19 protein-coding genes are annotated in these 26,544 nt (G+C 71.9%); 8 read left to right on the forward strand and 11 right to left on the reverse strand.

Annotation, left to right across the window (positions count from 1 at the left end; translation table 11 throughout):
- Positions 1–110 precede the first annotated feature (110 nt).
- Entirely contained in the window at positions 111–1,877 is a 1,767-nt protein-coding gene (gene arc / locus SCWH03_RS15520) for a proteasome ATPase (RefSeq protein WP_173264829.1), read from the reverse strand.
- A 256-nt stretch (positions 1,878–2,133) separates the two neighbouring features.
- Between arc and SCWH03_RS15525 the strand changes: the two genes are divergently transcribed.
- Complete coding sequence (locus SCWH03_RS15525) at positions 2,134–2,412, forward strand: ferredoxin (RefSeq protein WP_173264830.1); 279 nt, start codon at positions 2,134–2,136, stop codon at positions 2,410–2,412.
- Positions 2,413–2,494: 82 nt separating this feature from the next.
- Here the strand turns inward: SCWH03_RS15525 and SCWH03_RS15530 are convergent, their stop codons facing one another.
- From SCWH03_RS15530 to SCWH03_RS15540, 3 genes are all read right to left on the reverse strand, one after another.
- Positions 2,495–3,064 carry a hypothetical protein gene (locus SCWH03_RS15530; protein ID WP_173264831.1) on the reverse strand — a complete coding sequence of 190 codons (570 nt, stop codon included), beginning with the start codon at positions 3,062–3,064 and terminating at the stop codon, positions 2,495–2,497.
- A 334-nt stretch (positions 3,065–3,398) separates the two neighbouring features.
- The gene (locus tag SCWH03_RS15535; RefSeq protein ID WP_173264832.1) at positions 3,399–4,286 is read right to left on the reverse strand and encodes a tRNA (adenine-N1)-methyltransferase; all 888 of its coding nucleotides are present in this window, start codon (positions 4,284–4,286) and stop codon (positions 3,399–3,401) included.
- A 43-nt stretch (positions 4,287–4,329) separates the two neighbouring features.
- Positions 4,330–5,577, reverse strand: coding sequence for a site-2 protease family protein (locus tag SCWH03_RS15540; RefSeq protein WP_173264833.1), 1,248 nt, complete (start codon positions 5,575–5,577; stop codon positions 4,330–4,332).
- A 115-nt stretch (positions 5,578–5,692) separates the two neighbouring features.
- Between SCWH03_RS15540 and SCWH03_RS15545 the strand changes: the two genes are divergently transcribed.
- Entirely contained in the window at positions 5,693–6,730 is a 1,038-nt protein-coding gene (locus SCWH03_RS15545; protein WP_173264834.1) for a RecB family exonuclease, read from the forward strand.
- Between the two features lie 98 nt (positions 6,731–6,828).
- Entirely contained in the window at positions 6,829–7,500 is a 672-nt protein-coding gene (locus SCWH03_RS15550) for a response regulator (protein ID WP_173264835.1), read from the forward strand.
- Positions 7,501–7,922: 422 nt separating this feature from the next.
- On the opposite strand, the gene SCWH03_RS15555 is transcribed toward SCWH03_RS15550, so the two are convergent.
- The 3 genes from SCWH03_RS15555 to metH form a co-directional block, all read right to left on the reverse strand.
- Entirely contained in the window at positions 7,923–9,509 is a 1,587-nt protein-coding gene (locus SCWH03_RS15555) for an ABC transporter substrate-binding protein (protein WP_173264836.1), read from the reverse strand.
- An 895-nt stretch (positions 9,510–10,404) separates the two neighbouring features.
- Positions 10,405–11,106: an HAD family hydrolase gene (locus SCWH03_RS15560; protein WP_173264837.1), complete on the reverse strand. Its 702-nt coding sequence runs from the start codon at positions 11,104–11,106 to the stop codon at positions 10,405–10,407.
- A 105-nt stretch (positions 11,107–11,211) separates the two neighbouring features.
- Positions 11,212–14,763, reverse strand: a complete 3,552-nt coding sequence (gene metH, locus SCWH03_RS15565; protein ID WP_254076775.1) for a methionine synthase — start codon at positions 14,761–14,763, stop codon at positions 11,212–11,214.
- A 241-nt stretch (positions 14,764–15,004) separates the two neighbouring features.
- On the opposite strand from metH, the gene SCWH03_RS15570 reads away from it, so the two are divergent.
- From SCWH03_RS15570 to SCWH03_RS15590, 5 genes are all read left to right on the forward strand, one after another.
- Positions 15,005–15,772, forward strand: coding sequence for an IclR family transcriptional regulator (locus SCWH03_RS15570; RefSeq protein WP_173264838.1), 768 nt, complete (start codon positions 15,005–15,007; stop codon positions 15,770–15,772).
- A 466-nt stretch (positions 15,773–16,238) separates the two neighbouring features.
- On the forward strand, positions 16,239–17,024 hold the full coding sequence (locus SCWH03_RS15575) for an MIP/aquaporin family protein (protein ID WP_173264839.1): 786 nt from the start codon (positions 16,239–16,241) through the stop codon (positions 17,022–17,024).
- 37 nt (positions 17,025–17,061) lie between these two features.
- Positions 17,062–18,591 (forward strand): glycerol kinase GlpK, encoded by a 1,530-nt coding sequence (glpK, locus tag SCWH03_RS15580; RefSeq protein ID WP_173264840.1) that lies wholly within the window; start codon positions 17,062–17,064, stop codon positions 18,589–18,591.
- Between the two features lie 26 nt (positions 18,592–18,617).
- Positions 18,618–20,228 carry a glycerol-3-phosphate dehydrogenase/oxidase gene (locus SCWH03_RS15585; protein ID WP_173264841.1) on the forward strand — a complete coding sequence of 537 codons (1,611 nt, stop codon included), beginning with the start codon at positions 18,618–18,620 and terminating at the stop codon, positions 20,226–20,228.
- A gap of 638 nt (positions 20,229–20,866) precedes the next feature.
- Positions 20,867–21,976 carry a PAC2 family protein gene (locus SCWH03_RS15590; protein WP_173264842.1) on the forward strand — a complete coding sequence of 370 codons (1,110 nt, stop codon included), beginning with the start codon at positions 20,867–20,869 and terminating at the stop codon, positions 21,974–21,976.
- 329 nt (positions 21,977–22,305) lie between these two features.
- Here SCWH03_RS15590 and mshC read toward each other — a convergent pair whose 3' ends face one another.
- The 4 genes from mshC to SCWH03_RS15610 all read right to left on the reverse strand — a co-directional run bounded on the left by mshC (position 22,306) and on the right by SCWH03_RS15610 (position 26,365).
- Positions 22,306–23,535: a cysteine--1-D-myo-inosityl 2-amino-2-deoxy-alpha-D-glucopyranoside ligase gene (gene mshC, locus SCWH03_RS15595; protein ID WP_173264843.1), complete on the reverse strand. Its 1,230-nt coding sequence runs from the start codon at positions 23,533–23,535 to the stop codon at positions 22,306–22,308.
- A 646-nt stretch (positions 23,536–24,181) separates the two neighbouring features.
- On the reverse strand, positions 24,182–25,012 hold the full coding sequence (locus tag SCWH03_RS15600; protein ID WP_173264844.1) for an SCO1664 family protein: 831 nt from the start codon (positions 25,010–25,012) through the stop codon (positions 24,182–24,184).
- Complete coding sequence (locus SCWH03_RS15605; RefSeq protein WP_173264845.1) at positions 24,976–25,566, reverse strand: DUF3090 domain-containing protein; 591 nt, start codon at positions 25,564–25,566, stop codon at positions 24,976–24,978. The genes SCWH03_RS15600 and SCWH03_RS15605 overlap by 37 nt, the downstream gene beginning before the upstream one ends.
- Before the next feature lie 91 nt (positions 25,567–25,657).
- Positions 25,658–26,365, reverse strand: coding sequence for a histidine phosphatase family protein (locus SCWH03_RS15610; protein WP_173264846.1), 708 nt, complete (start codon positions 26,363–26,365; stop codon positions 25,658–25,660).
- Positions 26,366–26,544: the final 179 nt, after the last annotated feature.

The following is a 26,544-nucleotide window of genomic DNA, read 5'->3' on the forward strand; positions in this document are numbered from 1 at the left end:
GTGTGGTGCGATTACCCGTCCGGAAACCCTCGGAAAGCAGTCGGCTGCGGATGCCCTCCCCCTTGCCTCTCCCAGGGGGAGACCCGGGACATCCGCAGCCGGGCTGCGCTCTACAGGTACTGGCCGGTGTTCGCCACCGTGTCGATGGAGCGTCCGGTGTCCGCGCCCTGCTTTCCGGTGACGAGCGTGCGGATGAAGACGATCCGCTCGCCCTTCTTTCCGGAGATCCGGGCCCAGTCGTCCGGGTTCGTGGTGTTCGGCAGGTCCTCGTTCTCCTTGAATTCGTCGACGCAGGCCTGGAGCAGGTGCGCGACGCGAAGACCCTTCTGGTTGTGGTCCAGGAAGGCCTTGATGGCCATCTTCTTCGCCCGGTCCACAATGTTCTGGATCATGGCACCGGAATTGAAGTCCTTGAAGTACAGGACTTCCTTGTCGCCGTTGGCGTACGTGACCTCCAGGAAACGGTTCTCCTCGGATTCCGCGTACATCTGCTCGACGACCGACTGGATCATGCCCTGGACGGCCGCCTCCTTGGAGCCGGTGTGCTCCGAGAGGTCGTCGGCGTGCAGCGGCAGCGACGGCGTGAGGTACTTCGCGAAGATGTCCTTCGCCGCCTCGGCGTCCGGGCGCTCGATCTTGATCTTGACGTCGAGCCGGCCGGGTCGCAGGATCGCGGGGTCGATCATGTCCTCCCGGTTGGAGGCGCCGATCACGATGACGTTCTCCAGCCCCTCCACACCGTCGATCTCGGCGAGCAGCTGCGGGACGATCGTGTTCTCGACATCCGAGCTGACGCCGGAGCCGCGGGTGCGGAAGAGGGACTCCATCTCGTCGAAGAAGACGATCACGGGCGTCCCCTCGCCGGCCTTCTCCCGCGCACGCTGGAAGACCAGGCGGATGTGCCGCTCGGTCTCGCCGACGTACTTGTTGAGGAGTTCAGGGCCCTTGATGTTGAGGAAGTAGCTCTTCCCCGCGGGCTGGCCGGTCACCTCGGCGACCTTCTTGGCAAGGGAGTTGGCGACGGCCTTCGCGATCAGCGTCTTGCCGCATCCGGGCGGGCCGTAGAGCAGGATGCCCTTCGGCGGCCGCAGTTCGTGCTCCTTGAAGAGGTCCGGGTACAGATACGGGAGCTCGACGGCGTCCCGGATCATCTCGATCTGGCCGCCGAGACCGCCGATCTTGCCGTAGTCGACGTCCGGGACCTCCTCGAGGACCAGCTCCTCGACCTCGCTCTTGGGCACGACCTCGTACACGTACCCGGACCTGGGCTCGAGCAGCAGGGCGTCGCCGGGGCGGATGGTGATGTCCAGCAGCGGCTCGGCGAGCCGCACCAGCCGCTCCTCGTCGGTGTGCCCGATCACCAGGGCGCGCTCGCCGTCCTCGAGGATCTCCTTGAGGGTGACGATGTCCCCGGTGCGCTCGAACGCCATGGCCTCGACCACGTTGAGCGCCTCGTTGAGCATGACCTCCTGGCCGCGCCGGAGCTCCCCGGCCTCGACGCCGGGGCTGACGTTCACCCGGAGCTTGCGGCCCCCGGTGAAGATGTCGGCGGTGCCGTCCTCGTTGAGCTGCAGGAAGACACCGAAGCCTGCCGGCGGCTGCGCGAGCCGGTCGACCTCCTCCTTGAGGGCCACGATCTGGTCTCGGGCCTCACGGAGCGTGTTCGCCAACCGCTCGTTCTGCGCGGACACGCCGGCCAGATTCGTCTGCAGCTCGACGATCCGCTCTTCGAGAATCCTCGTATGGCGCGGAGAGTCGGCGAGCTTGCGGCGCAGGACGGCGATCTCCTGCTCGAGATAGGCGACCTGGCCGGCGGGGTCTTCAGACCCCCGCCCCGGCCGGAAGCCGCGGTTGTTGTCGTCGTCGTGGGCTGCCACGGTCCTCACCTCCTCCAAGGGGAGCTGGACGCTTCCTGACCCTACCTGGGCTGGTGGTGATTGAAACCCCTAGATCACAAAGACGGTAGGGGTGTGTCCGATCTTCACCCTTGCGCTCTCCCTCACGCCAGGGGAATACCCACCCATCAACATCGGAAAGCGACCGGTTGTATGGTCGGAACGGTCAACACCCGTCAGGGGTGGCCGGTATTGATACAAACGGCTCGATGCACACCGCGCAGGAACGGCAGGCGACATGAACGAGGCTCTCGAAGTCTGGATCGACCAGGGGCTGTGCACCGGCGACGGTATCTGCGCCCAGTACGCGCCCGAGGTGTTCGAGCTGGACATCGACGGCCTGGCCTATGTCAAGAGCGCCGACGACGAGCTGCTGCAGGAACCGGGCGCCACAACGCCCGTACCGCTGCCGCTGCTGACCGATGTCATCGACTCGGCCAAGGAGTGCCCGGGCGACTGCATCCACGTACGCCGCGTCGCGGACGGCGTCGAGGTGTACGGGCCCGACGCCGGGTAGGGCGCCGAGCGGCCGCCGACCGCCCCTCACCCACCGAGATCACCCGCCGATGACCCGCCGATCAACCCTCCGGGGTGACGCCTCACACCGGGCCGGTGCCGACCGCGTCGGGCGCGGACTCGGTGAACTTCCCGCCCTCCCACCGCCACTTGGCCGTCCGCCGCCGGTCCGGGCAGCAGCGCGGCACGTCCGGCGAGGAGTAGCCGAGAAGGACGGCCGTGACGGCTCCGTCACGGACGGCGAGATCGACGGCGCTCTGCCGGCGCGCGGGCTCCAGCAGGGTGGCGACGACACGGGACTCCCCGGTGCGGGAGCGGGCCAGTACGTAGATCCCGCTGGGCGGGGTGCCGGAGCCGGCCGCACAGCGCGCCGCCACCACCGACTCCGGTCCGCCGTCGCCGTCCAGGTCCCCCGTCGCCCGTTCCCCCACCACGGCGGGCGCCCCGCCGCACTCCAGGGGCAGGCGCACTCCGGTGATTGCGGGCGCGGTCGCGGCGGCGGCCTCCCGGCCCCCCGTCTGACCTGCTCTGGCGCGGTCCGGCTGGAGCAGGCCCGCAGCGGCGACGACAGCCGCCATCGCCGTCGCGGTGACCAGCCAGTGGACCGGGCGGGCGTGGTTGTGCGCGAGATCCGGGACGGCGGAGGTCTGCACCGAGGCGTCTCCTGTGAGCGGCGGTTCCGGTGGGGTGCCCCGCATGGTGCCACACGTCACAGGGCACCGGAACGGCGGGGTGCCGGACCGGTGGAGAACCGGTGAGGGAAGCACCGCGGGAGACGCCGGGGAAGCGCCGACGCCGACGCCCGGGGGCAGAGCCCGGGGCGGGGTGCGCGAGCGGGCACCCGGGCGAACCGCGCGGCGGTCCAACGGGGCGGGGCCACCGCGGAGTTCCGCGGCCCCGGCCCGAACCGGACGGCGGTCCGGCCACGTTGCGCAGACGCGTCCGCCCCGCACCCGGGGCGGGTGCGGGGCGGACCGCGGCGGGCACTCAGCCCTTGTTCGGGCCCTCGTAGTCCTCGCCGTAGGCGCCCTTGGCGGGCCGGCGGCGGCGCATCGGCGGCTCCACGCCGTCCGCGAGCCGCCGGGCGGTGACCAGGAAGCCGGTGTGGCCGATCATCCGGTGGTCCGGGCGCACGGCCAGTCCTTCGACGTGCCAGTTGCGGATCATGGACTCCCACGGCTGGGGCTCGGCGTAGCACCCGGTCTCGCGGATGGACTCGACGGTCCGCGCCAGCTGTGTGGTCGTCGCCACGTAGCAGCACAGGATGCCGCCCGGGACGAGGGCCTTGGAGACGGCCTCCAGGCACTCCCAGGGCGCGAGCATGTCCAGGATGGCGCGGTCGACGTCGGCGTCGGCGAGGTTGTCCTGGAGGTCCCCGACCGTGAGCGTCCAGGCCGGGTGCGGTCCGCCGAAGTAGCGCTCGACGTTGCCCCTGGCGATCTCCGCGAAGTCCTCGCGGCGCTCGTAGGAGTGCAGCATGCCGTCGTCGCCGACGGCGCGCAGCAGGAAGGCGCTCAGCGAGCCGGAACCGACCCCCGCTTCCACGACGCGCGCCCCGGGGAAGATGTCGGCGAAGGCCAGGATCTGCCCCGCGTCCTTGGGGTAGACCACGGCTGCGCCGCGGGGCATGGACAGGACGTAGTCGGGGAGCAGGGGGCGCAGCGCGAGGTAGGCGACGTTTCCCGTGGTACGGACCACACTGCCCTCGGGGGCGCCGATCAGCTCGTCGTGCGGGAAGGAACCCTTGTGGGTGTGGAAGTTCTTCCCGGCCTCGAGCGTGAACGTGTAGTGGCGTCCCTTGGGATCGGTGAGCTGGACCTGGTCCCCGACCTCGAAGGGCCCGCGACGGCGGGCGGCACCGGTCGGTTCGGACATGTGACCAGTGTATGGGGTGCCGGAACCCGCCGGTGCCACGCGGTCAGGTGCCCGGGCGGGCCATCGCCGCCACGAAGGCGCGCTCGACGTCCGCCGTCGAGAGCACTCCGTAGATCTCGCCGGTCTCCTCCACCACCAGGTACTCGGATGCCGGGTTCGCGCGCAGCCGGTCCAGGAGCGCCTCGCCGGCGAGCTCGGCCGGGACCCTCATGCCGTCGGTGAGGTCCTGGGCCAGGCCGCCGACGGCGACCCAGGGGCGGCGGTGCTCGGGTACGCCGACGATCCCGGCCTCGCGCACGAGGGCCGTCGGGTCGCCGTGCCCGTCGACCACGACGAGGGCGCGGGCACCGGCCTCGTTGGCGCGTCGCAGCGCCTCGGACAGCGGCGTGTCCGAGGCCACGGGGACGGCCCGCCGGGTGAGGGCCCGGGCGCGCAGTTCGGGCAGGTGCTCCCGCAGGCGCGCCATGCGCAGGCTGTTGCCGGCCCCGGTCCAGATGATCGCGGCGAGGATGGCGGCGAGCAGGGCGTCGGTGACGGTCTCCATGCCGCCGATGTCCTCGGTGGAGTTGCCGAGCGCACCGGTGTGGGTGAGCAGCGGCAGGCCGACCAGTACGGCGACGGCGAGGGCGCGGCCCACCCAGGCGGCGGCGACGGTGCCGCTCATCGGCTTGCCGGTGATCTTCCACACGACGGCACGCAGCATCCGGCCGCCGTCCAGCGGCAGACCGGGGAGGAGGTTGAAGGCGGCGACGATGAGGTTGGAGATCATCAGACCGGCGAGCAGCACGCCGGGGACGGTGCCGGGCTCCACGGCCCGCATGCCGGCGTAGAAGACGGCGGCGAGCACCAGGGACAGCAGCGGTCCGACGAAGGCGAGCACGAACTCCCGGCCCGGGGTCTCCGACTCCTTCTCGATCTCCGACACACCGCCGAAGAACTGGAGCTGGATGCGCCGCACGGGCAGCTTGTAGCGCAGCGCAGCGACGGTGTGGGCGAGTTCGTGGACCAGCACGGAGGCGTAGAAGGCGACCGCGAAGAACAGCGACACGAGGTAGCGGGCGCCACCGAGCTCCGGCAGGACCCGGTCGAGCTGCCCGCCGAACACCCAGGTGATGAGGGCGGCGACCAGGAACCAGCTCGGGGCGACGTACACCGGCACCCCGAAGGGGCGGCCCATGAGGATGCCGCCGCCCGGCTCCGCCGGGCGGCCCCGCTTTCCGCCGCCGGGGTCCGCTGTCCCCGTGCCGGGCCGCGCGCGCTCACGCTCGCCGCTCTCCTCGTCCTTCTTCACGGGTTCCCGGGTTCCCTTCGTCGCGAGGCGTCGCTCGCTCGATCATGCAGTGCGGCAGGGTCTGCCGTCGATGGTATGCCGCTCGCTGTCGGCGGCGGGCCGTAGGGTCGGGGTCATGAGCACGAGTCAGCCGCCCGTTCCGGAAGGCCCGCCGCGTCCGGACCGGTCGCCGCCGCCCGCCGGGCAGACGCCCGCCCCCGCAGCAGTGGCATCGGCGGGGGGCGCCGGGGTTCCCGCGGGGGCCGCCGGGGTTCCGTCCCCGGCCGCTCCGGTGGACCCGCCGGGCTCCTCGGACGGGCGTCCGGCCCCGCCGGAGGATCCGGCCGCCGTGCGGAAGGGGCGGCCGCCGGTGTCGCTGTCGCCCTCGCGTGCGAGCGACTTCATGCAGTGCCCGCTGCTCTACCGCTTCCGGGTGATCGATCGGCTGCCGGAGAAGCCGAGCGAGGCGGCCACCAGGGGCACGCTGGTGCACGCGGTGCTCGAGCGGCTCTTCGACGCACCGGCCGCGGAGCGCACGCCGCTTCGGGCCAGGTCGCTCGTCTCCGGTCAGTGGGACCGGCTGCTGGAGTCGCGGCCGGAGCTGGCCGAGCTGTTCGCGCAGGACGAGGGCGGCGAGCGGCTGGCCCGCTGGATGTCGGAGGCGGAGGCGCTCGTCGAGCGCTGGTTCTCGCTGGAGGACCCGACCCGGCTGGAGCCGGCCGAGCGCGAGCTGTTCGTGGAGACGGAGCTGGAGTCGGGGCTGCGGCTGCGCGGGGTGATCGACCGGGTGGACGTCGCTCCCTCCGGCGAGGTGCGGATCGTCGACTACAAGACGGGCAAGGCGCCCCGCCCCGAGTACAGCGAGGGCGCGCTGTTCCAGATGACGTTCTACGCCCTGGTGGTCTGGCGGCTCAAAGGCGTGGTGCCGCGGCGGCTGCAACTGGTGTATCTGGGCAGCGGGGAGGTCCTCACGTACGACCCGGTCCCGGCGGACCTCGAGCGGGTCGAGCGCAAGCTGCTGGCGCTGTGGGACGCCATCGTGCGGGCGACGGCGACCGGCGAGTGGCGTCCGCGTCCGACGAAGCTCTGCGGCTGGTGCGACCACCGGGCCCGCTGCCCGGAGTTCGGCGGGACGCCGCCGGTGTACCCGCTGCCGGTGGTCCCCGGGAGGTGACCGGCAAGGCAACCGGAGGGGCCCGGACCGGGCGGGCCGCCGGGAGCGGGCAGGGCAGAATGGTCCCGGTCCCGTACTGCACTGCGTGAGGAGATTCCGTGGCTGTCCGCGTCCTGCTCGTCGACGACCAACCGCTGCTGCGCACGGGCTTCCGGATGATTCTGGAGGCCGAGCAGGACATCGCCGTGGTCGGTGAGGCGGGGGACGGCCTGCAGGCTCTGGACCAGGTGCGGGCGCTGCAACCCGATGTGGTGCTGATGGACATCCGGATGCCGCGGATGGACGGTGTGGAGGCGACGCGCCGGATCACCGGCCCGGAACGGGACGGGCCGGCCAAGGTGCTGGTGCTGACCACGTTCGACCTCGACGAGTACGTCGTGGAGGCGCTGCGGGCGGGTGCGAGCGGCTTCCTGCTGAAGGACGCCCCCGCGAACGAGCTGGTGCAGGCGATCAGGGTGGTCGCGGCGGGCGAGGCGATGCTCGCTCCGAGCATCACCCGCCGGCTGCTGGACAAGTACGCGAGCCATCTGCCCTCCGGCGAGGAGCCGATGCCGGACACGCTGCGCACCCTGACCGAGCGCGAGCTGGAGGTGCTGAAGCTGGTGGCCCGCGGCCTGTCGAACGCGGAGATCGCGGCGGACCTCTTCGTCAGCGAGACGACGGTGAAGACGCATGTGGGCCATGTCCTGACCAAGCTCGGCCTGCGCGACCGGGTCCAGGCGGCGGTGTACGCGTACGAGAGCGGACTGGTGCGCCCCGGGGCGCAGTAGGGCGGGTGGCGCAGGCCTCGGGCCCCGTCCTCCGGGGGCGAGGCCTGCGGCGTCCGCTGCGTGCGCGCGGTGGAGGACCGCCCTCACACTCGGACACACCCTGACGTACCGGGGTGTACCGGGGTGTACCGGGACGCACTCCCCTGTGGATGAGAGCTGCACCAACCCGCGGAAACGTACCGGCACATACCGGAACGCAGGTGGCGCGCCCGAATGCATCCGGGCGCACCGGCAATGCGGCGCGGGCCACCTGCCGTGCCCCAAGGGCGATGGGAGGGCGCGGCGTTGTGCGCACCTGCGGCCGGGCGAAGAGGTCCGCACCCGGTCTTTCAGGGACGCCGTGCTCGGCGGACTGCGGACCGGGTGCGGACAGCTCAGCGGCATGACCCGCGAAAGCACAGGTCAGGCCGCTGAGCGGGAGATCAGGCCTTCTTGATCTCCCAGAAGCGGAAGACCGCGGACGCGTCGAGCGTCCACTCCAGGCCCGTGATGTCGCCCTTGTAGACGGCGTACTGCTTGCCCTGCCACAGCGGGAGGATCGGCAGTTCCTCGGCGACGATGTCCTGGAGCCGGGCGAACTCGTCGCCGGTGGCGGAGCGGTCGGCCACGGCCGCGGTCTCCGGGATGATCTTCTCGGTGATCTGCTTGTTCTCGTAGCCGTTGCCGAGGACGTTGCCGTCGCCGAAGAACGGCTGGGTGAAGTTGTCGGCGTCCGCGTAGTCCGGCACCCAGCCCTTGACGTAGACGCCGTACTCGCCCGCCTGGATGCCCTTCTCGTACTCCTCGAACTCTACGGACTCGACATCGGCCTCGAACAGCCCGCTCTGGTTGAGCTGCTGGGCGATCGCGGCCATCTCCAGGTCGGTGGCCGGGCCGTAGCGGCTCGGCGTGGACCACAGGGTGATCCTCACCTTCTCCTCGATGCCCGCCTCGCGGAGGGCCTCGCGGGCCTTCTCCGGCTGCGGGTGGCCGCCGTAGCGGTCGAAGAACGCGGTGTTGTGCCCGGGGATACCGGCCGGGACGATCGAGTGCAGGGGCTCGGCGGTGGCCTTGTAGACGTCGCGGACCAGGGCGTCCCGGTCGACGAGGTAGGCGAACGCCTGACGGACGGCGAGGTTGCCGGCGACCGGGTCGGCCATGTTGAAGACCAGGTGCTGGACCTCCGCGCTGTTGCCCTCGACCACCTCGATGCCCTGCTGGCCGGCCTCCACCGAGGCCTGGAGCCCGTCGATGTCCTGGGCGGTGAGGCCTCGGTAGGCGACGTCGACGTCGCCCTGCTTCAGGGCCGTGCCGAGGCCCTTCTGGTCACCGCGGAAGAACGTCAGGGTGACCCCGCTGTTGCGTATCTCGGCGGTGCCCTGGTACTCGGGGTTGACCGAGAAGACGGCGCGCTCCTTGCTGAAGGAGTCGAGCCGGTACGGGCCGGAGCCGACGGCCTCGCCGTCCGTGCGCAGGGAGTCGGCCTCGTACTCGCGGTGGTCCACGATGGAACCCGCACCCGAGGCGATCTTGCTCGGGAAGGTGGCGTCGGGCACCTTCAGGGTGAAGACGACCGTGCGGTCGTCGGGGGTCTCGATACCGGCGATGGTGGAGAGCAGCGGGCCGGGGCCGGAGTCACTGGCGATCCTCAGCGCACGCTCGAAGGAGAACTTCACGTCCTTCGAGGTCAGGTCGTTGCCGTTGCTGAACTTGAGGCCCTCGCGCAGCGTGCACCGGTAGACGGTGCTGCCGCTCTCGAAGCCGCACTCCTCCGCGGCATCGGGCCGGGGGGTGGATCCGCCCTTGGGGAAGCTCAGCAGGGACTGGAAGACGTTGTTGAACAGCAGCCAGGATCCGGGGTCGTAACCGTCGGCGGGGTCCGTGGCAAGGACGTCGTCGGAGATGCCGACGGCGACGCGGAGTCCGTCTCCGCCGGAACCGTCGCCCTGCTCCGAGCCGCAGCCCGCCAGCAGTACGGCGGACAGCCCCGCGGCGAGCGGCGCCGTCGTGCGCTTGAATCGTGCCTTCACAGAACCTTGCCTCTTGCTCTCGTTTCCGGCCGCGCCCTTCGCGACCGGTTCATGAAGGGTCAGGCGGTGCCGCGCCCGGCTTCCCGCGACCTGAGGCCAGGGGAGGCGTTCGGCGTCCGCCCGACTCCGTCGGCGTCCGTACGGGCGGCGACGTACCGTCTGCCCTGCCGCGGCGGCGTTTGCGGGACGCCGCCGGCGGCGATGTCCCCGGGTGCGGCGAACGGAAGGGCTGCGGCACTGCGGCCGGCCGTGCGGCGGGACTCCGGGAGCGGCTGATTGCGCGCGGCGGTGCTCGCATGGGGGGTGGCGGGGAAGCCGTCCCCGTCCGGGAGGGGGGCGGTGCGGTCCTCCGGCGCACCGGGCGTCGCGGCGCGGCAGGCGAGCGGACCGGCGGAGGCCGGCGGCACCGGTGGCGTGCGGTCCATCCTGGGTCTTCTCCCTCGGTCCCTCACTGGGGTACAGCGGTTGCGGGATGCTCCGCCGCGGCCGCCCGTGAGGGGCGGGGCCATCGGGCCGGAACGGGGGCGATCGGCCCTGCGGGCACGGCGACGAGGGTGGCCGTCGTGACACGCCGGCGGTGCGGCGAAGCTCTCGCGACGAGATTAATGGCTGCGCCAGGAACGCTGGACCGCGCCGGAGTTGGGGACCGTTCCGCGGATGAGCGGGCATGGCGGGGAGTCGATATCCACGCGCCGGAATGATTCGTACACGCATTAACCAATACGGACACTTGGGCCCACCCGAATCACCGCAGATCGGACCTGCCCTGTCATGGCCGCGCTATTTATACAGAGGCCTGCGTGACGAACATCACGAATGATGGATGGTCACGGAAACTACACGGTTCACTGCCCTTGGTTCCCATGGATATTCCCCTGCACGCTCGGTGAGAGTTTCAGTTCATCCGCGTCATCAGTGTGCGCAGAAAAGAGACGTCCACTTCCTCGAGTGAGCCCACGACGATCCGGCCGCCGGCGGCCGCGATCGGCGCCACGGACGGCACCGCCACGACCCGGCAGCCGGCCGCCTCGGCCGAGGCCACTCCGGTGGCCGTGTCCTCGATGACGGCGCACTGGGAGGGGTCGGCACCCACCCCCCGGGCCGCGTGCAGATACGGGTCGGGGTGCGGCTTGGTACGGAGCACCTCGTCCCCCGCCACACTCAGCGCGAAGCGGTCGCGGCCCAGGGAGGCGAGGACCCGGTCGATGATGCGCCGATGGGAGGCGGAGACCAGGGCCGTGGGCACGTTGTGCGCGGCCAGCTCGGCCAGCAGGCGCTCGGCCCCGGGCATCAGGGGCACACCGCGGGCGATGCGGTGCTCGAAGCGCTCGTTGAGCAGCACGGTCAGCTCGGCGAGGGTGATGTCGGCACCGGTCGCCTCGATGAGGTAGCCGGCGCTCCGGGCCATCGGGCCGCCCACGACCACGTCGCGCCATGCCTCGGGCAGCTCGTGCCCGAGGTCGGCGAAGACCTCGCGCTCTGCGTCCCACCAGAAGCCCTCCGTGTCGACGAGGGTGCCGTCCATGTCCAGGAAGACGGCCTGGAGGGCGGAGCCGCCCGCCGAGCGAGCCGGGGACGCGGGGACCGTGCTGGTCATCCGGACACCTCCATCGGGGGACGCGCAGGCCGGCCGCCAATCCGGGCGACCGGCCTGTATGGGACCGACCAGTGTACGTGGCGCGCGAGACGGGCGCGCGGGGCGTCACCGTGCGTTGAAGTACTTCGCCTCCGGGTGATGGATCACGATGGCGTCGGTGGACTGCTCGGGATGGAGCTGGAACTCCTCCGAGAGCCGCACCCCGATGCGCTCGGGCTGCAGCAACTCGGCGATCTTGGCGCGGTCCTCGAGGTCGGGGCAGGCGCCGTAGCCCAGGGAGAAGCGGGCCCCGCGGTACTTCAGGGCGAACATGTCCTCGATCTGTGCCGGATCCTCCCCGCCGAAGCCGAGTTCGGCACGCACCCTGGCGTGCCAGTACTCGGCGAGAGCCTCGGCGAGCTGGACGGACAGGCCGTGCAGCTCGAGGTAGTCGCGGTAGGAGTCGGAGGCGAAGAGCTCGGCGGTGGCCTCGCCGATCCTGGAGCCGACGGTGACGACCTGGAGGCCGACGACATCGGTCTCGCCGGACTCCTCGGGGCGGAAGAAGTCGGCGAGGCACAGCCGGCGGCCGCGGCGCTGGCGGGGGAAGGTGAAGCGGGTGCGCTCGTTGCCCGCCTCGTCGAGCAGGATCAGGTCGTCGCCCTTGGACACGCAGGGGAAGTAGCCGTAGACGACGGCGGCTTCGAGCAGGTTCCGGGTGTGCAGCCGGTCGAGCCAGCCCCGCAGCCGCGGGCGGCCCTCGGTCTCCGCGAGCTCCTCGTAGGAGGGCCCGTCCCCGCTGCGGGCCTGCTTCAGGCCCCACTGGCCCTTGAAGAGCGCGCCCTCGTCCAGCCAGGAGGCGTACTCCTTGAGCGGGATGCCCTTGACGACCCGGGTGCCGAAGAACGGGGGCTTCGGCACCCGGTTGTCGGCTGCGACATCGCTGCGCACGGCGCCCTGCTCCTCGGGCCGCTCCTCGGCGACGGCGGTGGCGGCACCGCGCACCCGGCGCTGCTTCAGCTCGGGAAGGGTGGCGCCGGGGACACCGCGCTTGACCGCGATCAGGGCGTCCATCAGGCGCAGGCCCTCGAAGGCGTCGCGGGCGTAGCGGACCTCGCCCTCGTAGATCTCGTGGAGATCCTGCTCGACGTAGGCGCGGGTGAGGGCGGCGCCGCCGAGGATGACGGGATAGTCGGCGGCGAGCTTGCGCTGGTTGAGCTCCTCCAGGTTCTCCTTCATGATCACGGTGGACTTCACCAGGAGCCCGGACATGCCGATCACGTCGGCACGGTGCTCCTCGGCGGCCTCCAGGATCGCCGAAACGGGCTGCTTGATACCGAGATTGACGACGTGGTAGCCGTTGTTGGAGAGGATGATGTCGACCAGGTTCTTGCCGATGTCGTGGACGTCGCCACGCACGGTGGCCAGCACAATCGTGCCCTTGCCCTCGGCGTCCGACTTCTCCATGTGCGGCTCCAGATGGGCGACCGCGGACTTCATCACCTCGGCCGACTGCAGCACGAACGGCAGCTGCATCTGCCCGGAGCCGAACAGGTCCCCGACCACCTTCATCCCGTCCAGCAGGGTGTCGTTGACGATGTCCAGCGCGGCCCGCTCCCGCAGGGCCTCGTCCAGGTCCGCCTCCAGGCCGTTGCGCTCCCCGTCGATGATCCGCCGCTTCAGCCGCTCCTCCAGCGGCAGCGCGGCCAGCTCCTCGGCCTTGCCCGCCCGCAGCGACTTCGCGGTCGCGCCCTCGAACAGCGCCATCAGCTTCTGCAGCGGGTCGTACCCCTCACCGCGGCGGTCGTAGATGAGGTCAAGCGCCGTGGCGACCTGCTCCTCCTCGAAGCGCGCGATCGGCAGGATCTTGCTCGCGTGCACGATCGCCGAGTCCAGCCCCGCCTTCACGCACTCGTCCAGGAACACCGAGTTCAGCAGGATCCGCGCGGCCGGGTTGAGCCCGAAGGAGATGTTCGACAGGCCCAGCGTGGTCTGCACCTCCGGACGGCGGCGCTTCAGCTCGCGGATCGCCTCGATGGTGGCGATGCCGTCCCCGCGCGACTCCTCCTGCCCGGTGCAGATGGTGAAGGTGAGCGTGTCGATGAGGATGTCCGACTCCTGGACGCCCCAGTTGCCGGTGAGGTCCGCGATCAGCCGCTCCGCGATCTCGACCTTCTTCTCCGCGGTGCGGGCCTGGCCCTCCTCGTCGATGGTGAGCGCGATCAGCGCGGCACCGTGCTCCCGCGCCAGCGCCGTGACCTTCGCGAACCGCGACTCCGGCCCGTCGCCGTCCTCGTAGTTCACCGAGTTGATCACGGCGCGGCCACCCAGCTTCTCCAGACCGGCCCGGATGACCTCCACCTCGGTGGAGTCCAGCACGATCGGCAGCGTCGAGGCCGTGGCGAACCGGCCCGCCAGCTCCTCCATGTCCGCCACACCGTCGCGGCCCACGTAGTCGACGCACAGGTCGAGCAGGTGCGCGCCCTCGCGGATCTGCTCCCGGGCCAGCTCGACGCAGTCGTCCCACCGGCCCTCCAGCATGGCCTCGCGGAACTTCTTCGACCCGTTGGCGTTCGTCCGCTCCCCGATCGCCAGATAGGAGGTGTCCTGGCGGAACGGAACCGTCTGGTACAGCGACGCCGCGCCGGGCTCGGGACGCGGGCGGCGCTCGCCCGGGGCCAGCTCCCGCACCCGCTCCACCACCTGCCGCAGATGCTCGGGCGTCGTACCGCAGCAGCCGCCGACCAGGGACAGCCCGTACTCGCGCACGAACGTCTCCTGGGCATCGGCCAGCTCGGCGGCGGTCAGCGGATAGTGCGCGCCGTCCCTGCCCAGCACCGGCAGGCCCGCGTTGGGCATACACGACAGCGGCACCCGTGCGTGCCGGGCCAGATAGCGCAGGTGCTCGCTCATCTCCGCCGGGCCGGTGGCGCAGTTCAGCCCGATCATGTCGATTCCGAGCGGCTCCAGCACCGTCAGCGCCGCGCCGATCTCCGACCCCAGCAGCATGGTCCCCGTCGTCTCCACGGTGACCGAGCAGATCAGCGGCAGTTCGGCGCCGACGGCGTCCATGGCGCGGCGGGCCCCGAGGACGGCGGCCTTGGTCTGCAGCAGGTCCTGGGTCGTCTCCACCAGCAGCGCATCGGCACCCCCCGCGATCATCCCCTCCGCGTTCTGCTGGTAGGCGTCGCGCAGGACGGCGTACGGGGCGTGGCCGAGCGTGGGCAGCTTGGTCCCCGGGCCCATCGAACCGAGCACCCACCGCTGCTGCCCGGTGGCGGCCGTGAACTCGTCCGCCGCCTCGCGGGCGATCCTGGCGCCGGCCTCGGAGAGCTCGTGGACCCGGTCGGCGATCTCGTACTCGCCCAGCGCGGCGAAGTTCGCCCCGAACGTGTTGGTCTCCACGCAGTCCACGCCCACCTCGAAGTAGGCGGCGTGGACCGAACGGACGATGTCCGGACGGGTCACGTTCAGGATCTCGTTGCAGCCCTCGAGGTTCTCGAAGTCCTCCAGACTCGGGTCCTGCGCCTGCAGCATGGTGCCCATCGCGCCGTCCGCGACCACCACTCGCGTCGCCAGCGCATGGCGCAGCGCCTCGGAGCGGGTCCGGCTGTCCTGGGACGCAAGCCTGCCCGGAGGGGCCTGGCTGTCGGCGGAGGGGGTCGGCAACGAGTCCATGAAGGTGCTCCCTGGAGTGCGACGGCTGTCGGCTTTGCGACCTCCCATGGAAGCCGCACCCGGCCAGCGTAGCCGTGCCGGTCCCGGCGCGTCGGGGCGGTCCAGCGGCTGGACTCCGTGTGTCCCTGGTGATGGCCGCGTGAGCACGGTGTTGCCACACTGTTCGCGCAGTAACACTGATTCGGCATCGGCCGATAGTGTTCAGCATTGTCGAACGAGGTTGTGCAGAAGGGCCGGAACGATGGCGAAGAACATCCAGTCACTGGAACGGGCCGCGGCGATGCTGCGCCTGCTCGCGGGTGGCGAGCGCCGGCTCGGCCTCTCGGACATCGCCTCCTCCCTCGAACTGGCCAAGGGCACCGCCCACGGCATCCTGCGCACCCTCCAGGCGGAGGGGTTCGTCGAGCAGGACCCCGCCTCCGGGCGCTACCAGCTCGGCGCGGAGCTGCTGCGGCTCGGCAACAGCTACCTGGACGTCCACGAACTGCGGGCCCGTGCGCTGGTCTGGACGGACGACCTGGCCCGCTCGAGCGGCGAGAGCGTCCATCTGGGGGTGCTGCACCAGCAGGGCGTCCTGATCGTCCACCATGTGTTCCGCCCGGACGACAGCCGTCAGGTGCTCGAGGTGGGCGCGATGCAGCCGCTCCACTCCACGGCCCTGGGCAAGGTGCTCTCCGCCTACGACCCCGTCGCGCACAGCGAGGCACTGGAGATCGAACGGGAGGCGTTCACCCCGCGCACGGTGACCGCGCTGCAGGCCTTCGAGGGCGAACTCGACCTGGCCCGGGCACGGGGGTGGGCCTGCGACGTGGAGGAGACCTGGGCGGGCGTCGCGGCGGTGGCGGCGCCCATCCACGACCGGCGGCGGATGCCGGTCGGCGCGGTCGCCGTCACCGGCGCGATCGAACGCGTATGCGATGCCGGAAAGGAGCTGCGGGCCGAGCTGATCGCCGCGGTGCGGGACTGCGCCCGCGCGGTCTCCCGGGACCTGGGCGCCGGCCGCTTCTGACCCTCCCACCGCCTCCCACCCCCTCCCACCGCCACCGGACGCCCCGGCCCCGGACCCCGCCCCCCGGACCCCGGAAGCAGGGGCGCCGCCACCCCCGGCACCCCTCCCCGCCCCCTCCCCCTTCGCATTCCCTTCGCACTCCCTCCGCACCCGCCGTGACCCCGCCGTGACCCCGCCGCAGCCCCGCCGTCACCGGCAGCTCACGACCGGGGCCCCACAGCGGGCGATTTCGCCCGCCCGGGCGCACCATCGATAACGAAACGGTTTTCGGCCACGCAGCCCTTGACGCCGTCTTGACCAGAGGACAAAACTGCCGTGCATCGGTCGGCATTGTCGAACACCTACCGGCAATAAGCGCTAGAGTGTGGCAACGCCAAGGGCCGGTATCGCTCTCACCCCGAGGGCGCGGACCACGGAGGGACCCGTTGGTCCGCCTTCCCCTGGACGAAGGACAAAGGAGTCGCGGGTGTCCAGCTCCGACATCTTCATCGGCGAGATCATTGGTACCGCCGTACTCATCCTGCTCGGCGCCGGCGTCGTCGCCGCCGTCGTGCTGAAGCGCTCCAAGGCGCAGGGCGCCGGCTGGGTCGCCATCGCACTGGGCTGGGGCTTCGCGGTCATGACCGCGGTCTACATCGCCACCCCCATGTCCGGCGCACACATCAACCCGGCGGTCACGCTCGGCATCGCGATCACCAGCGGCGAGTGGGGCAACGTCCCGATCTACTTCGCGGGCCAGCTCATCGGCGCCATGCTCGGTGCCTTCCTCGCCTGGCTCACGTACTACGGCCAGTTCAAGGCCCATCTGACGGATCCGGAACTCGTTCCGCCGCCGCTCGAGGAGGGCCTGGTCGACGAGCGGTCCGCCCCGAACGCCGGCCCCGTGCTCGGTATCTTCTCCACCGGCCCCGAGATCCGGGTCTACTGGCAGAACCTGGTCACCGAGATCATCGGCACGGTCGTGCTGGTGCTCGCGGTGCTCACCATGGGCCTCAACGACAGCGGCAAGGGCCTCGGCACCCTCGGCGGGCTGATCGTGGCGTTCGTCGTGGTCTCCATCGGCTTCTCCCTCGGCGGTCCGACCGGCTACGCCATCAACCCGGCCCGCGACCTCGGCCCGCGCATCGTGCACGCGCTGGTCCCGATGCCGAACAAGGGCGGCTCCGACTGGGGCTACGCCTGGGTGCCGGTCGTGGGCCCGCTGATCGGCGCGGCCATCGCCGCGGGTATCTACAACATCGCGTTCGCGTGAGCCGTACGCCTCCCCTCAGAACCCCCAGGAGCACACAGTGACCGACGCACACACCGCCGGCCCGTTCATCGCGGCCATCGACCAGGGCACCACCTCGTCCCGCTGCATCGTCTTCGACAAGGACGGCCGGATCGTCTCCGTCGACCAGAAGGAGCACGAGCAGATCTTCCCGAAGCCGGGCTGGGTCGAGCACGACGCCACCGAGATCTGGAACAACGTCCAGGAGGTGGTCGCCGGGGCCATCGAGAAGGGCGGCATCACCGCGGCGGACGTCAAGGCCGTCGGCATCACCAACCAGCGCGAGACGACGCTCCTCTGGGACAGGAACACCGGCGAGCCGGTGCACAACGCCATCGTCTGGCAGGACACCCGCACCGACGCGCTCTGCCGGGAGCTGGGGCGAAACGTCGGCCAGGACCGCTTCCGCCGCGAGACCGGTCTGCCGCTGGCGAGCTACTTCTCGGGGCCGAAGGTCCGCTGGATGCTCGACAACATCGAGGGCCTGCGCGAGCGCGCCGAGCGCGGCGACATCCTCTTCGGGACCATGGACTCCTGGGTCATCTGGAACCTGACCGGCGGCGTCGACGGCGGCCGGCACGTCACGGACGTCACCAACGCCTCGCGCACCATGCTGATGAACCTGCACACCATGGAGTGGGACGAGAAGATCGCCCAGTCCATAGGGGTGCCGATGGCGGTCCTGCCGGAGATCCGCTCCTCCGCCGAGGTGTACGGAGAGGTCAGGGACGGCGTCCTCGCGGGCGTCCCGGTCGCCTCGGCGCTGGGCGACCAGCAGGCCGCGCTCTTCGGGCAGACGTGCTTCTCCGAGGGCGAGGCGAAGTCCACCTACGGGACCGGCACCTTCCTGCTGCTGAACACCGGCAACAAGATCATCAATTCCTACTCGGGCCTGGTCACCACCGTCGGGTACAAGATCGGCGACGAGGCCCCGGTCTACTCGCTCGAGGGCTCCATCGCCGTCACCGGCGCCCTGGTGCAGTGGATGCGCGACCAGATGGGGCTGATCAACAGCGCGCCCGAGATCGAGACGCTCGCCGCGTCCGTCGAGGACAACGGCGGTGCCTACTTCGTCCCGGCGTTCTCCGGGCTGTTCGCCCCGTACTGGCGCTCCGACGCCCGCGGTGTCATCGCCGGCCTCACCCGGTACGTCACCAAGGCGCACATCGCGCGCGCCGTGCTCGAGGCCACCGCCTGGCAGACGCGCGAGATCACCGACGCCATGACCAAGGACTCCGGCGTCGAACTGACCGCCCTGAAGGTCGACGGCGGAATGACCTCCAACAACCTGCTGATGCAGACCCTCTCGGACTTCCTGGACGTGCCCGTGGTGCGCCCGATGGTGGCCGAGACCACCTGCCTCGGCGCCGCCTACGCCGCCGGCCTGGCCGTCGGCTTCTGGCCCGACACCGACGCGCTCCGCGCCAACTGGCGCAGGGCAGCCGAGTGGACCCCCCACATGGACGCTGCCAAGCGTGATCACGAGTACACGTTCTGGCTCAAGGCCGTCGAGCGGACCATGGGCTGGCTCGAGCACGACGAGAGCTGACGAGAGCTGACGAGGAGCAATCGAGAATGACCACCCTGCAGAGCGTCCCCTCGCTGGGGACGCACCCGGCCTCCGGTTCACTCCCGAGCCGCGCCGAGACGAGGGAGCAGCTTGCGGGGGCGACCTACGACCTCCTGGTGATCGGCGGCGGAATCCTGGGCATCTCCACGGCCTGGCACGCCGCACAGGCCGGGCTGCGGGTGGCCCTGGTGGAGGCCGGCGACTTCGCCGGCGCCACCTCCTCCGCCTCCTCCAAACTGCTCCACGGCGGTCTGCGCTATCTGCAGACCGGCGCGGTGAAGCTGGTGGCGGAGAACCACTTCGAGCGCCGCGCCCTCTCCCGGGAGGTGGCCCCCCACCTCTCCAACCCGCTCACCTTCTACCTGCCCGTCTACAAGGGCGGACCGCACGGCGCCGCCAAGCTCGGCGCCGGGGTCTTCGCCTACTCGGCCCTCTCCGCCTTCGGCGACGGCGTCGGCCACGTCATATCGCCCACCAAGGCCCAGCGCGATGTGCCGGAGCTGCGCACGGAGAACCTCAAGGCGGTCGCCGTCTACGGCGACGACCAGATGAACGACGCGCGCATGGCCCTGATGACGGTCCGCGCGGCCGCCGAGTCGGGGGCCGTCGTCCTCAACCACGCCGAGGTCGCCGGTCTCCGCTTCACCGAGGGCCGGGTCACCGGCGCCGAGCTCAGGGACCGCACGGACGGAACCGAGTTCGGTGTCACGGCCCGCCTGGTCCTCAACGCGACCGGCCCCTGGGTGGACCACCTGCGCAGGATGGAGGACCCCGGCGCGGCGCCCTCGATCCGTCTCTCCAAGGGCGCGCACCTGGTGCTCAAGCGCACCTCGCCGTGGGGGGCCGCACTGGCCACCCCGATCGACAAGTACCGCATCACCTTCGCCCTTCCCTGGGAGGACATGCTGCTGCTCGGCACGACCGACGAGGAGTACGAGGGCGACCCGGCCGACGTGGCGGTCAACGAGAGGGACATCACCCAGATCCTCGACGAGGCAGCCTTCTCCATCCGGGACCGCCAACTGTCGCGTGATCTGATCACCTACTCGTTCGCGGGCCTGCGCGTACTGCCCGGCGGTCCCGGTGACACCTCCAAGGCCAAGCGGGAGACCGTGGTCACCGAGGGCCGCGGCGGCATGCTGTCGGTGGCGGGCGGCAAGTGGACGACGTTCCGCCACATCGGCCGCACGGTGCTGGGCAAGCTGGCCGAACTGCCCGGCCGGCCGCTCGCCGACGACATGGAGCCGATCTCGGAACTGCCGAAGAAGCTCCCGCTGCCCGGCATCTCCAACCCGCGTGCCGTGGCGCACCGGCTGCTGGTGGACTCCCCCGCGCCCGGGCCCCGGATGTCGGCCGACACCGCACGGCATCTCGCCACGCACTACGGCTCGCTGTCCTTCGACATCGCGAGGCTGGCGAACGACAACCCCGACCTGGCCCGGCGGATCCACCCGGACGCCCCCGAGATCTGGGCCCAGGTCGTGTGGGCGCGCGACCACGAGTGGGCCGAGACGGCGGACGACGTGCTGCGCCGCCGCACCACTCTGACGATCCGCGGTCTCGCCACCGACGAGATCCGGGGGAAGGTCGAGGACCTGCTGGCGAAGCGGACCTGACAGGGGATCCGGGCGGGCACGGTCCGCAGGACGGGGGCGGCTCCGCGCGGGGCCGCCCCCGTTCCGCACGCCGTTCCGCACGCCGTTCCGCGCGCCGTTCCGCGCGCCGTTCCGCGGTCCGGGCCCTGGCCGGGCCCTGGCCGGGCCGGTCGAGGACGCCGACAAGGGGCCGCCGCCGGAACGTGCACGGACCGCCGCCGTATTCCGGCCGATCTCGCGCAGACGGGCCGCGGCACGGGTACGCCGGGACCACGCCGCTGCGGCGAACAGCGCGCCGACCGGTTCGGATCGCGGGAGGGAGGAGGAGCGGGCGCACCCGGCGGCGTTCGGTGCCCCGGTGCCCCACACCGGTCCGGCGAGGTGCCCGCGGAAGCGGCCGGCGTACCGGACGCCCGGGCCCCCTGCCGTACGGGGACGCCGCCGTCCCCGTACGGCGGCCGCAGGTGCGGTCAGCCGGCGACCGCACAGCCGGGCGCCGGCCTTCCCCGGGCGAACCGGTCTTCGGCCGGAAGCCGGATTCCGCCGACCGGTGCCGCTCCCCGGGGAAGTTCCCCGCGCCGTGCACGGGGGCTGCGGGCAGGCGCCCGTGAAGCCTTAAGGTTGGGGCGTACCAAAGGGAACGTCGGAAGGAGGCCTGGGTGATCGAGCTCGAGGGGGTTCCCGAGCTGATCGACCCGGTCATGGTGGCCGCGTTCGAGGGCTGGAACGACGCAGGCGACGCCGCCTCCACCGCGGTCGCGCACCTGGACCGCGAGTGGAAGGGCGAGGTCTTCGCGGCGCTCGACGCCGAGGACTACTACGACTTCCAGGTCAACCGGCCCACCGTGTGGCTGGACGGCGGGGTCCGGAAGATCACCTGGCCCACGACGCGGCTGTCCGTGGTGCGGGTCGGCGGGGAGAAGCCCCGCGATCTGGTGCTGGTTCACGGGATCGAGCCCTCGATGCGCTGGCGCTCGTTCTGCAACGAGCTGCTGGGCTTCGCCCACGAACTGGGCGTCGAGATGGTGGTGATCCTGGGCGCACTGCTCGGTGACACCCCGCACACCCGGCCCGTCCCGGTGAGCGGCGTCACCTCGGATCCGGACCTGGCCAGGACGATGGAACTGGAGGAGACCCGCTACGAGGGCCCGACCGGCATCGTCGGCATTCTCCAGGAGGCCTGCACACACGCCGGGGTTCCGGCCGTGTCGCTGTGGGCCGCGGTACCGCACTACGTCTCCCAGCCGCCGAACCCCAAGGCGACCCTGGCGCTGCTGAACCGGCTGGAGGACCTCATCGGCCTCCGCATCCCGCTCGGTGAACTGCCCGAGGACGCACGGGCCTGGCAACTCGGGGTGGACCAACTCGCCTCCGAGGACAGCGAGGTGTCGGAGTACGTCCAGACACTGGAGGAGGCCCGGGACACAGCCGAGCTGCCCGAGGCGTCCGGCGAGGCCATCGCCCGGGAGTTCGAGCGCTATCTGCGCCGGCGGGACGGCGGCCCCGGACCGGGACCGGGCGGGCATGGGGCGGAGGGCGGCGAGGGGTCGTATCTGCGGGACACGGCCGGCGGACTCACGAAGCCGCCGAGGCCGCCGAGGGCCGAGGCGGGAACTCCCGAACCGGGAATCACCGAGCCGGGAACCACCGAGCCGGGGACGGGCGGATCCGGGACGGGCGCTCCCGAGGGCGACGGCTCCGGCGGGCCGCAGCGCAACAGGCCCCCCGAGGGTCCCGACTCCCCGGATTCACCGGATTCACCCGACTGACCGGGATCGACGGGTACACCGGGATCGACGGGGCCGACGGGGCCGACGGGATCGACGGGGCCGATGGAATCGACGGAAACGACGGCTTCATCCGCTGCCTCGGAGGGCTGAGCCTCCGGGGACCGCTCCCAGCACCTCCCCGCGAGCGGTCAGCGGCGGTTCCGGCCGCCCTCGGCCGCAGGCGCCCCGCCTCTCCCGCCCCCGCCGGTCGGGCCTCGGTCGTGTGCGGGTACGCGGCCGCAGCAACCCGGCCGTCCCCGGACCCGTACGGGAGTCCGGGGACGGCGGGGCACCGGGGCGAACCCCGGCAGGGTGACGGGGCGTCCGCCTTACAGCGCGACGCCGAGCAGGGCGTCCACGGCGCGCGACACCAGACCCGGGGCGCCCTCGTCCGTTCCGCCCTCCGTCTGCTGCGTCTCGGCCCAGCGGTCCACCGCGGTCAGCGCCGCCGGAGCGTCCAGGTCGTCGGCGAGCGCCCCGCGGATCTCCGCGACGAGCGCGTCGGCGGAGGGACCGTCGGGCCGGGACACGGCCGCACGCCAGCGCCCGAGACGGTCCACGGCCTCCTCGAGTACGTCGTCGGTCCACTCCCAGTCGGCGCGGTAGTGGTGGGCCAGCAGCGCCAGCCGGATGGCGGCCGGGTCCACGCCGTCACGGCGCAGCGCCGAGACGAAGACGAGGTTCCCCCTGGACTTGGACATCTTCTCACCGTGCAGGGCGACCATTCCGGCGTGCACATAGGCACGGGCGAACGGGTACTCACCGGTGAGCGCCTGGGCGTGCGAGGCGCCCATCTCGTGGTGCGGGAAGGCGAGATCGGAGCCGCCCCCCTGCACGTCGAAGCCCATGCCGAGGTGGTCCAGGGCGATGGCCACGCATTCGATGTGCCATCCGGGACGGCCGCGCCCGAGGCTGCCACCGTCCCAGCTCGGCTCGCCGTCCCGGGCCCCCATCCACAGCATCGGGTCGAGCGGGTTCTTCTTCCCGGGGCGGTCGGGGTCGCCGCCCCGCTCGGCGGACAGCGTGCGCATCACTTCGGCGTCGTAGTGCGACACCCCGCCGAAGTGGGAGTCCGACTCCACGGAGAAGTAGACGTCGCCGTCGAGTTCGTACGCGGCTCCGGCGTCCCGAAGGCGCTCGACGAGCGGAACGATGCCCGGAATGGCCTCGACGGCGCCGACGTAGTGCCGCGGGGGCAGCATCCGCAGCGCGGTCATGTCCTCGCGGAACAGCGCCGTCTCGCGCTCGGCGAGCGCCGTCCAGTCCTGCCCGTCGCGCTCGGCGCGCTCCAGGAGCGGGTCGTCCACGTCGGTGACGTTCTGGACGTAGTGAACCTGCCGCTTGGTGTCGAGCCACACGCGCTGAACGAGGTCGAACGCGTTGTAGGTCGCCGCGTGACCGATGTGGGTCGCGTCGTACGGGGTGATGCCGCAGACGTAGATGCGGGCGACGGGACCGGGGGCGAGGATCACACGGCCGCCGGTCGCGGTGTCGTGGATCCGGAGGTCGCGGCCCTCGCCGGGCAGGGCGGGGACCTCGGAAGCGGGCCAGGCATGCATGCCATGAGCCTAACCGGATGCAGGTTCCGGATACGAACCGGACGTCTCCGGAAGTGACTCCACGCCCCGACCCCGCAGGCCCCGGGCGAACACCCCGCGTACGGCCGCGGGCACACACTCCTCAGTGCGGCCCCGGCCGCGCCCCTGCCCGGCCCCGGGTAGACCGCGCGCCCGGCCCTGCGGCCCCCGCGTCCGCACCCGGCGCGCCCCAGGCCTGGACCGGGCAAGGGCCCGGATCCCGACCCGGCGAACCCCGGGAGTCCCCTGGGCATCCGCACCGCGGGACTTCCCGGCGGGGCCGTCCTGCGGGACTTCCCGGCCGCGGGACCGGCGCGGGCTCCCGCTCGGCGGGTGCGGGCCGTCGCGCCGGCACCACCGCGTCCCGCGGGTTCTGCGCCGACGCCGCCGCGGGGTTGCACACCGTCGCCGCAGGGCGGGTTCGGGACCGCGCTCCCCCGGTGCCCCGGTGCCCCGGTGCCGGCAACGCGTCAGGTGATGTTCGCCCGTCGCGACGCCCGGCACGGCGGGTACGGCGCATCGCGGCGTTGCCGAATCAACCGGGGCGGCCCACCGCAAAGCCGGTCCGGCGCCTTGCGACGCACCGGAGCGGACGCCGCTCGTCGGGCAGACCCCGGCCGGCGCCGCGCTAGACGGGCGGCCAGGGAATCGCCGGCCAGTTGCCCGCAGGCTCCGGGTGGCGGGCGCTCTTGCGCAGGGCACGGACCCGATCCCGCACGGCGGACGCCTCGTCCCGGGTGATCAGCTCGGCCAGCCGCCCGGCCAGCGGCGACTCACCGCCGAGGGATGCGTCAAGGGCTTCCAGGACCCCGAGGGCCTCCTCCGTCAGCGGCTCCCCCGCCCAGCCCCACAGCAGCGTCCTGAGCCGGTCCTCCACGTGGAAGGTGACCCCGTGGTCTATCGCGTACAGGTGTCCGTCCGGCGTCGGGAGCAGATGTCCGCCCTTGCGGTCCCCGTTGTTGATCACCGCGTCCAGTACGGCGAGCCGGCGCAGCCCCGGATCGTCCGCGTGTACCAGGAGCGCCGGGCGCCCCTCGCCGACCTCGGCGAGGCCGACCGCCTTCCAGCCGTCGTCCGGTTCGTCGCCGTCGACGAGCGCGAGCAGGGATCGCGCCGGGTCGGCCTCGATCCACATCTGGCACATGCCCTCCCCGTACGGCCCGTCGCGGAGCACGGTGGGCGGCACCAGGCCCCAGCCCGTCGCCTCCGACAGCTCGTACGCGGCCACCTCGCGCCGGGCCAGCGTCCCGTCGGGGAAGTCCCACAGCGGGCGCTCCCCGGCCACGGGCTTGTAGACGCAGTGCGCCTCCCGGCCGTCGAGGGCGACGGAGCAGTACAGCGCGGCGTTGGACGCCTCGCGGATACGGCCGCGCACGGTGATCTCGCCCAGAGTGAGCAGTTCCAGGACTCCGCCGTGCGTGGTCACGCTCCGCGGCGGTATCCGTTCTGGCGCGGGCATACGTGTCCCTCCGGGTCGAGCGGCAGACTGCACAGCGGGCACGGCGGCCTTCCCGCGTTCACGATGTCCAGCGCGCGCTTGGCGAAGGCCCTCGCCTGCGCGCCGGTCAGCCGCACGCGCAGCACCGGCGGACCGTTCTCCTCGTCCTGCAGCAGCCGCTCCTCGGCCTCCGCGAGGTCCTCCTCGGAGTCCGCGTCCAGCTCCACCAGCGCCTGGGCCTCGACGATCATGCGCTGCTCCTCGCCGTCCCAGGCAAGCGCCATCGTGCCGACCCTGAACTCCTCCTCGACGGGCGCGTCCAGGGGCGCGGTGTCGGCGACGTCCGCGGGGGCGACGGCCGGGACCGGGGCGTTGCCCCCGGTCCGCCGCACCACCTCGTCGAGCAGTTCGTCCATCCGCTCGGCGAGTGCGGCCACCTGGGTCTTCTCCAGCGCGACGCTGGTCACCCGCCCCCTTGCGGAGGCCTGCAGGAAGAACGTACGACGTCCAGGCAGCCCGACCGTACCGGCCACGAAACGCTCCGGCGGGTCGTACAGGAACACCTGACGGGTCACGTCCTGCTCCCTAGGGATTCATAGGTCTTCGGCTTCGGTGCCGGAAGCGGGCTTCCGGCTTTCGGCCCGTCCACCCTACTGCGCCCGGCGATCACGGTGCGCCCGCGCCGCCGCCGACCACCGCAGCCCCGTCGCCGCCGCCCTCGCGGGGCTCGTTCGCGTTCTCGCGCGGCCGGAGGAAGTCCAGGTCACCGGTGTCGCCGAGGCGCAGCAGGAAGGGCCGCAGGCGGGTGTAGCGGATCGCCGTCACGGAGCACGGTTCGACGTGGATCCGCTGGAACAGGTCGAGGTGCATGCCCAGGGCGTCCGCCACCACCGCCTTGATCACATCGCCGTGGGAGCACATCAGGTACGCGGCCTCGTCGCCGTGCTCCTGTGCGATCCGGGCGTTCCAGTCGCGTACGGCGTCGACGGCCCGCGCCTGCATGGCCCGCATCGACTCGCCGCCGGGGAAGGCCGCGGCTGCGGGGTGGCGCTGGACGACCTCCATCAACGGCTCGCCCGCCAGTTCCTCGAGTTCGCGGCCGGACCAGTCCCCGTAGTGGCACTCGCCGATCCGGTCGTCGCTGTGGAGCGGGAGGCCCGGCCGTGCGTCGAGCAGCGGCTGGAGGGTCTGGCGGCAGCGCTCCAGCGGGCTGGTGACCGCGGCCGCGAGGGGCAGCCCGGCGAGCCGGGCGGGCAGGGCGGCCGCCTGCGCGGTGCCGCGCCCGTCGAGGGCGACGCCCGGCGTCCAGCCGGCCAGCAGCCCCTCGGTGTTGGCGGTGGAACGTCCGTGGCGAACGAGGATCAACGTGGCCATGCGGGCCAGCCTAGGGGCTGTGTCCAGGCGACCGGGTGACGGGCTGCCCACCCGAAGCGCTCCCCGTGCGCCCCCGGCGGCCCGGCGGCCCGGCGGCGGACTCCGGACGGGCGGCCGGGGCGCACGGGGCTGCCGGGACGCGCGAGACGGGCAGGACGGGCAGGACGGGCAGGACGGGC

The sequence above is a fragment of the Streptomyces pacificus genome (assembly GCF_011766325.1).
GTDB lineage: Bacteria > Actinomycetota > Actinomycetes > Streptomycetales > Streptomycetaceae > Streptomyces > Streptomyces pacificus.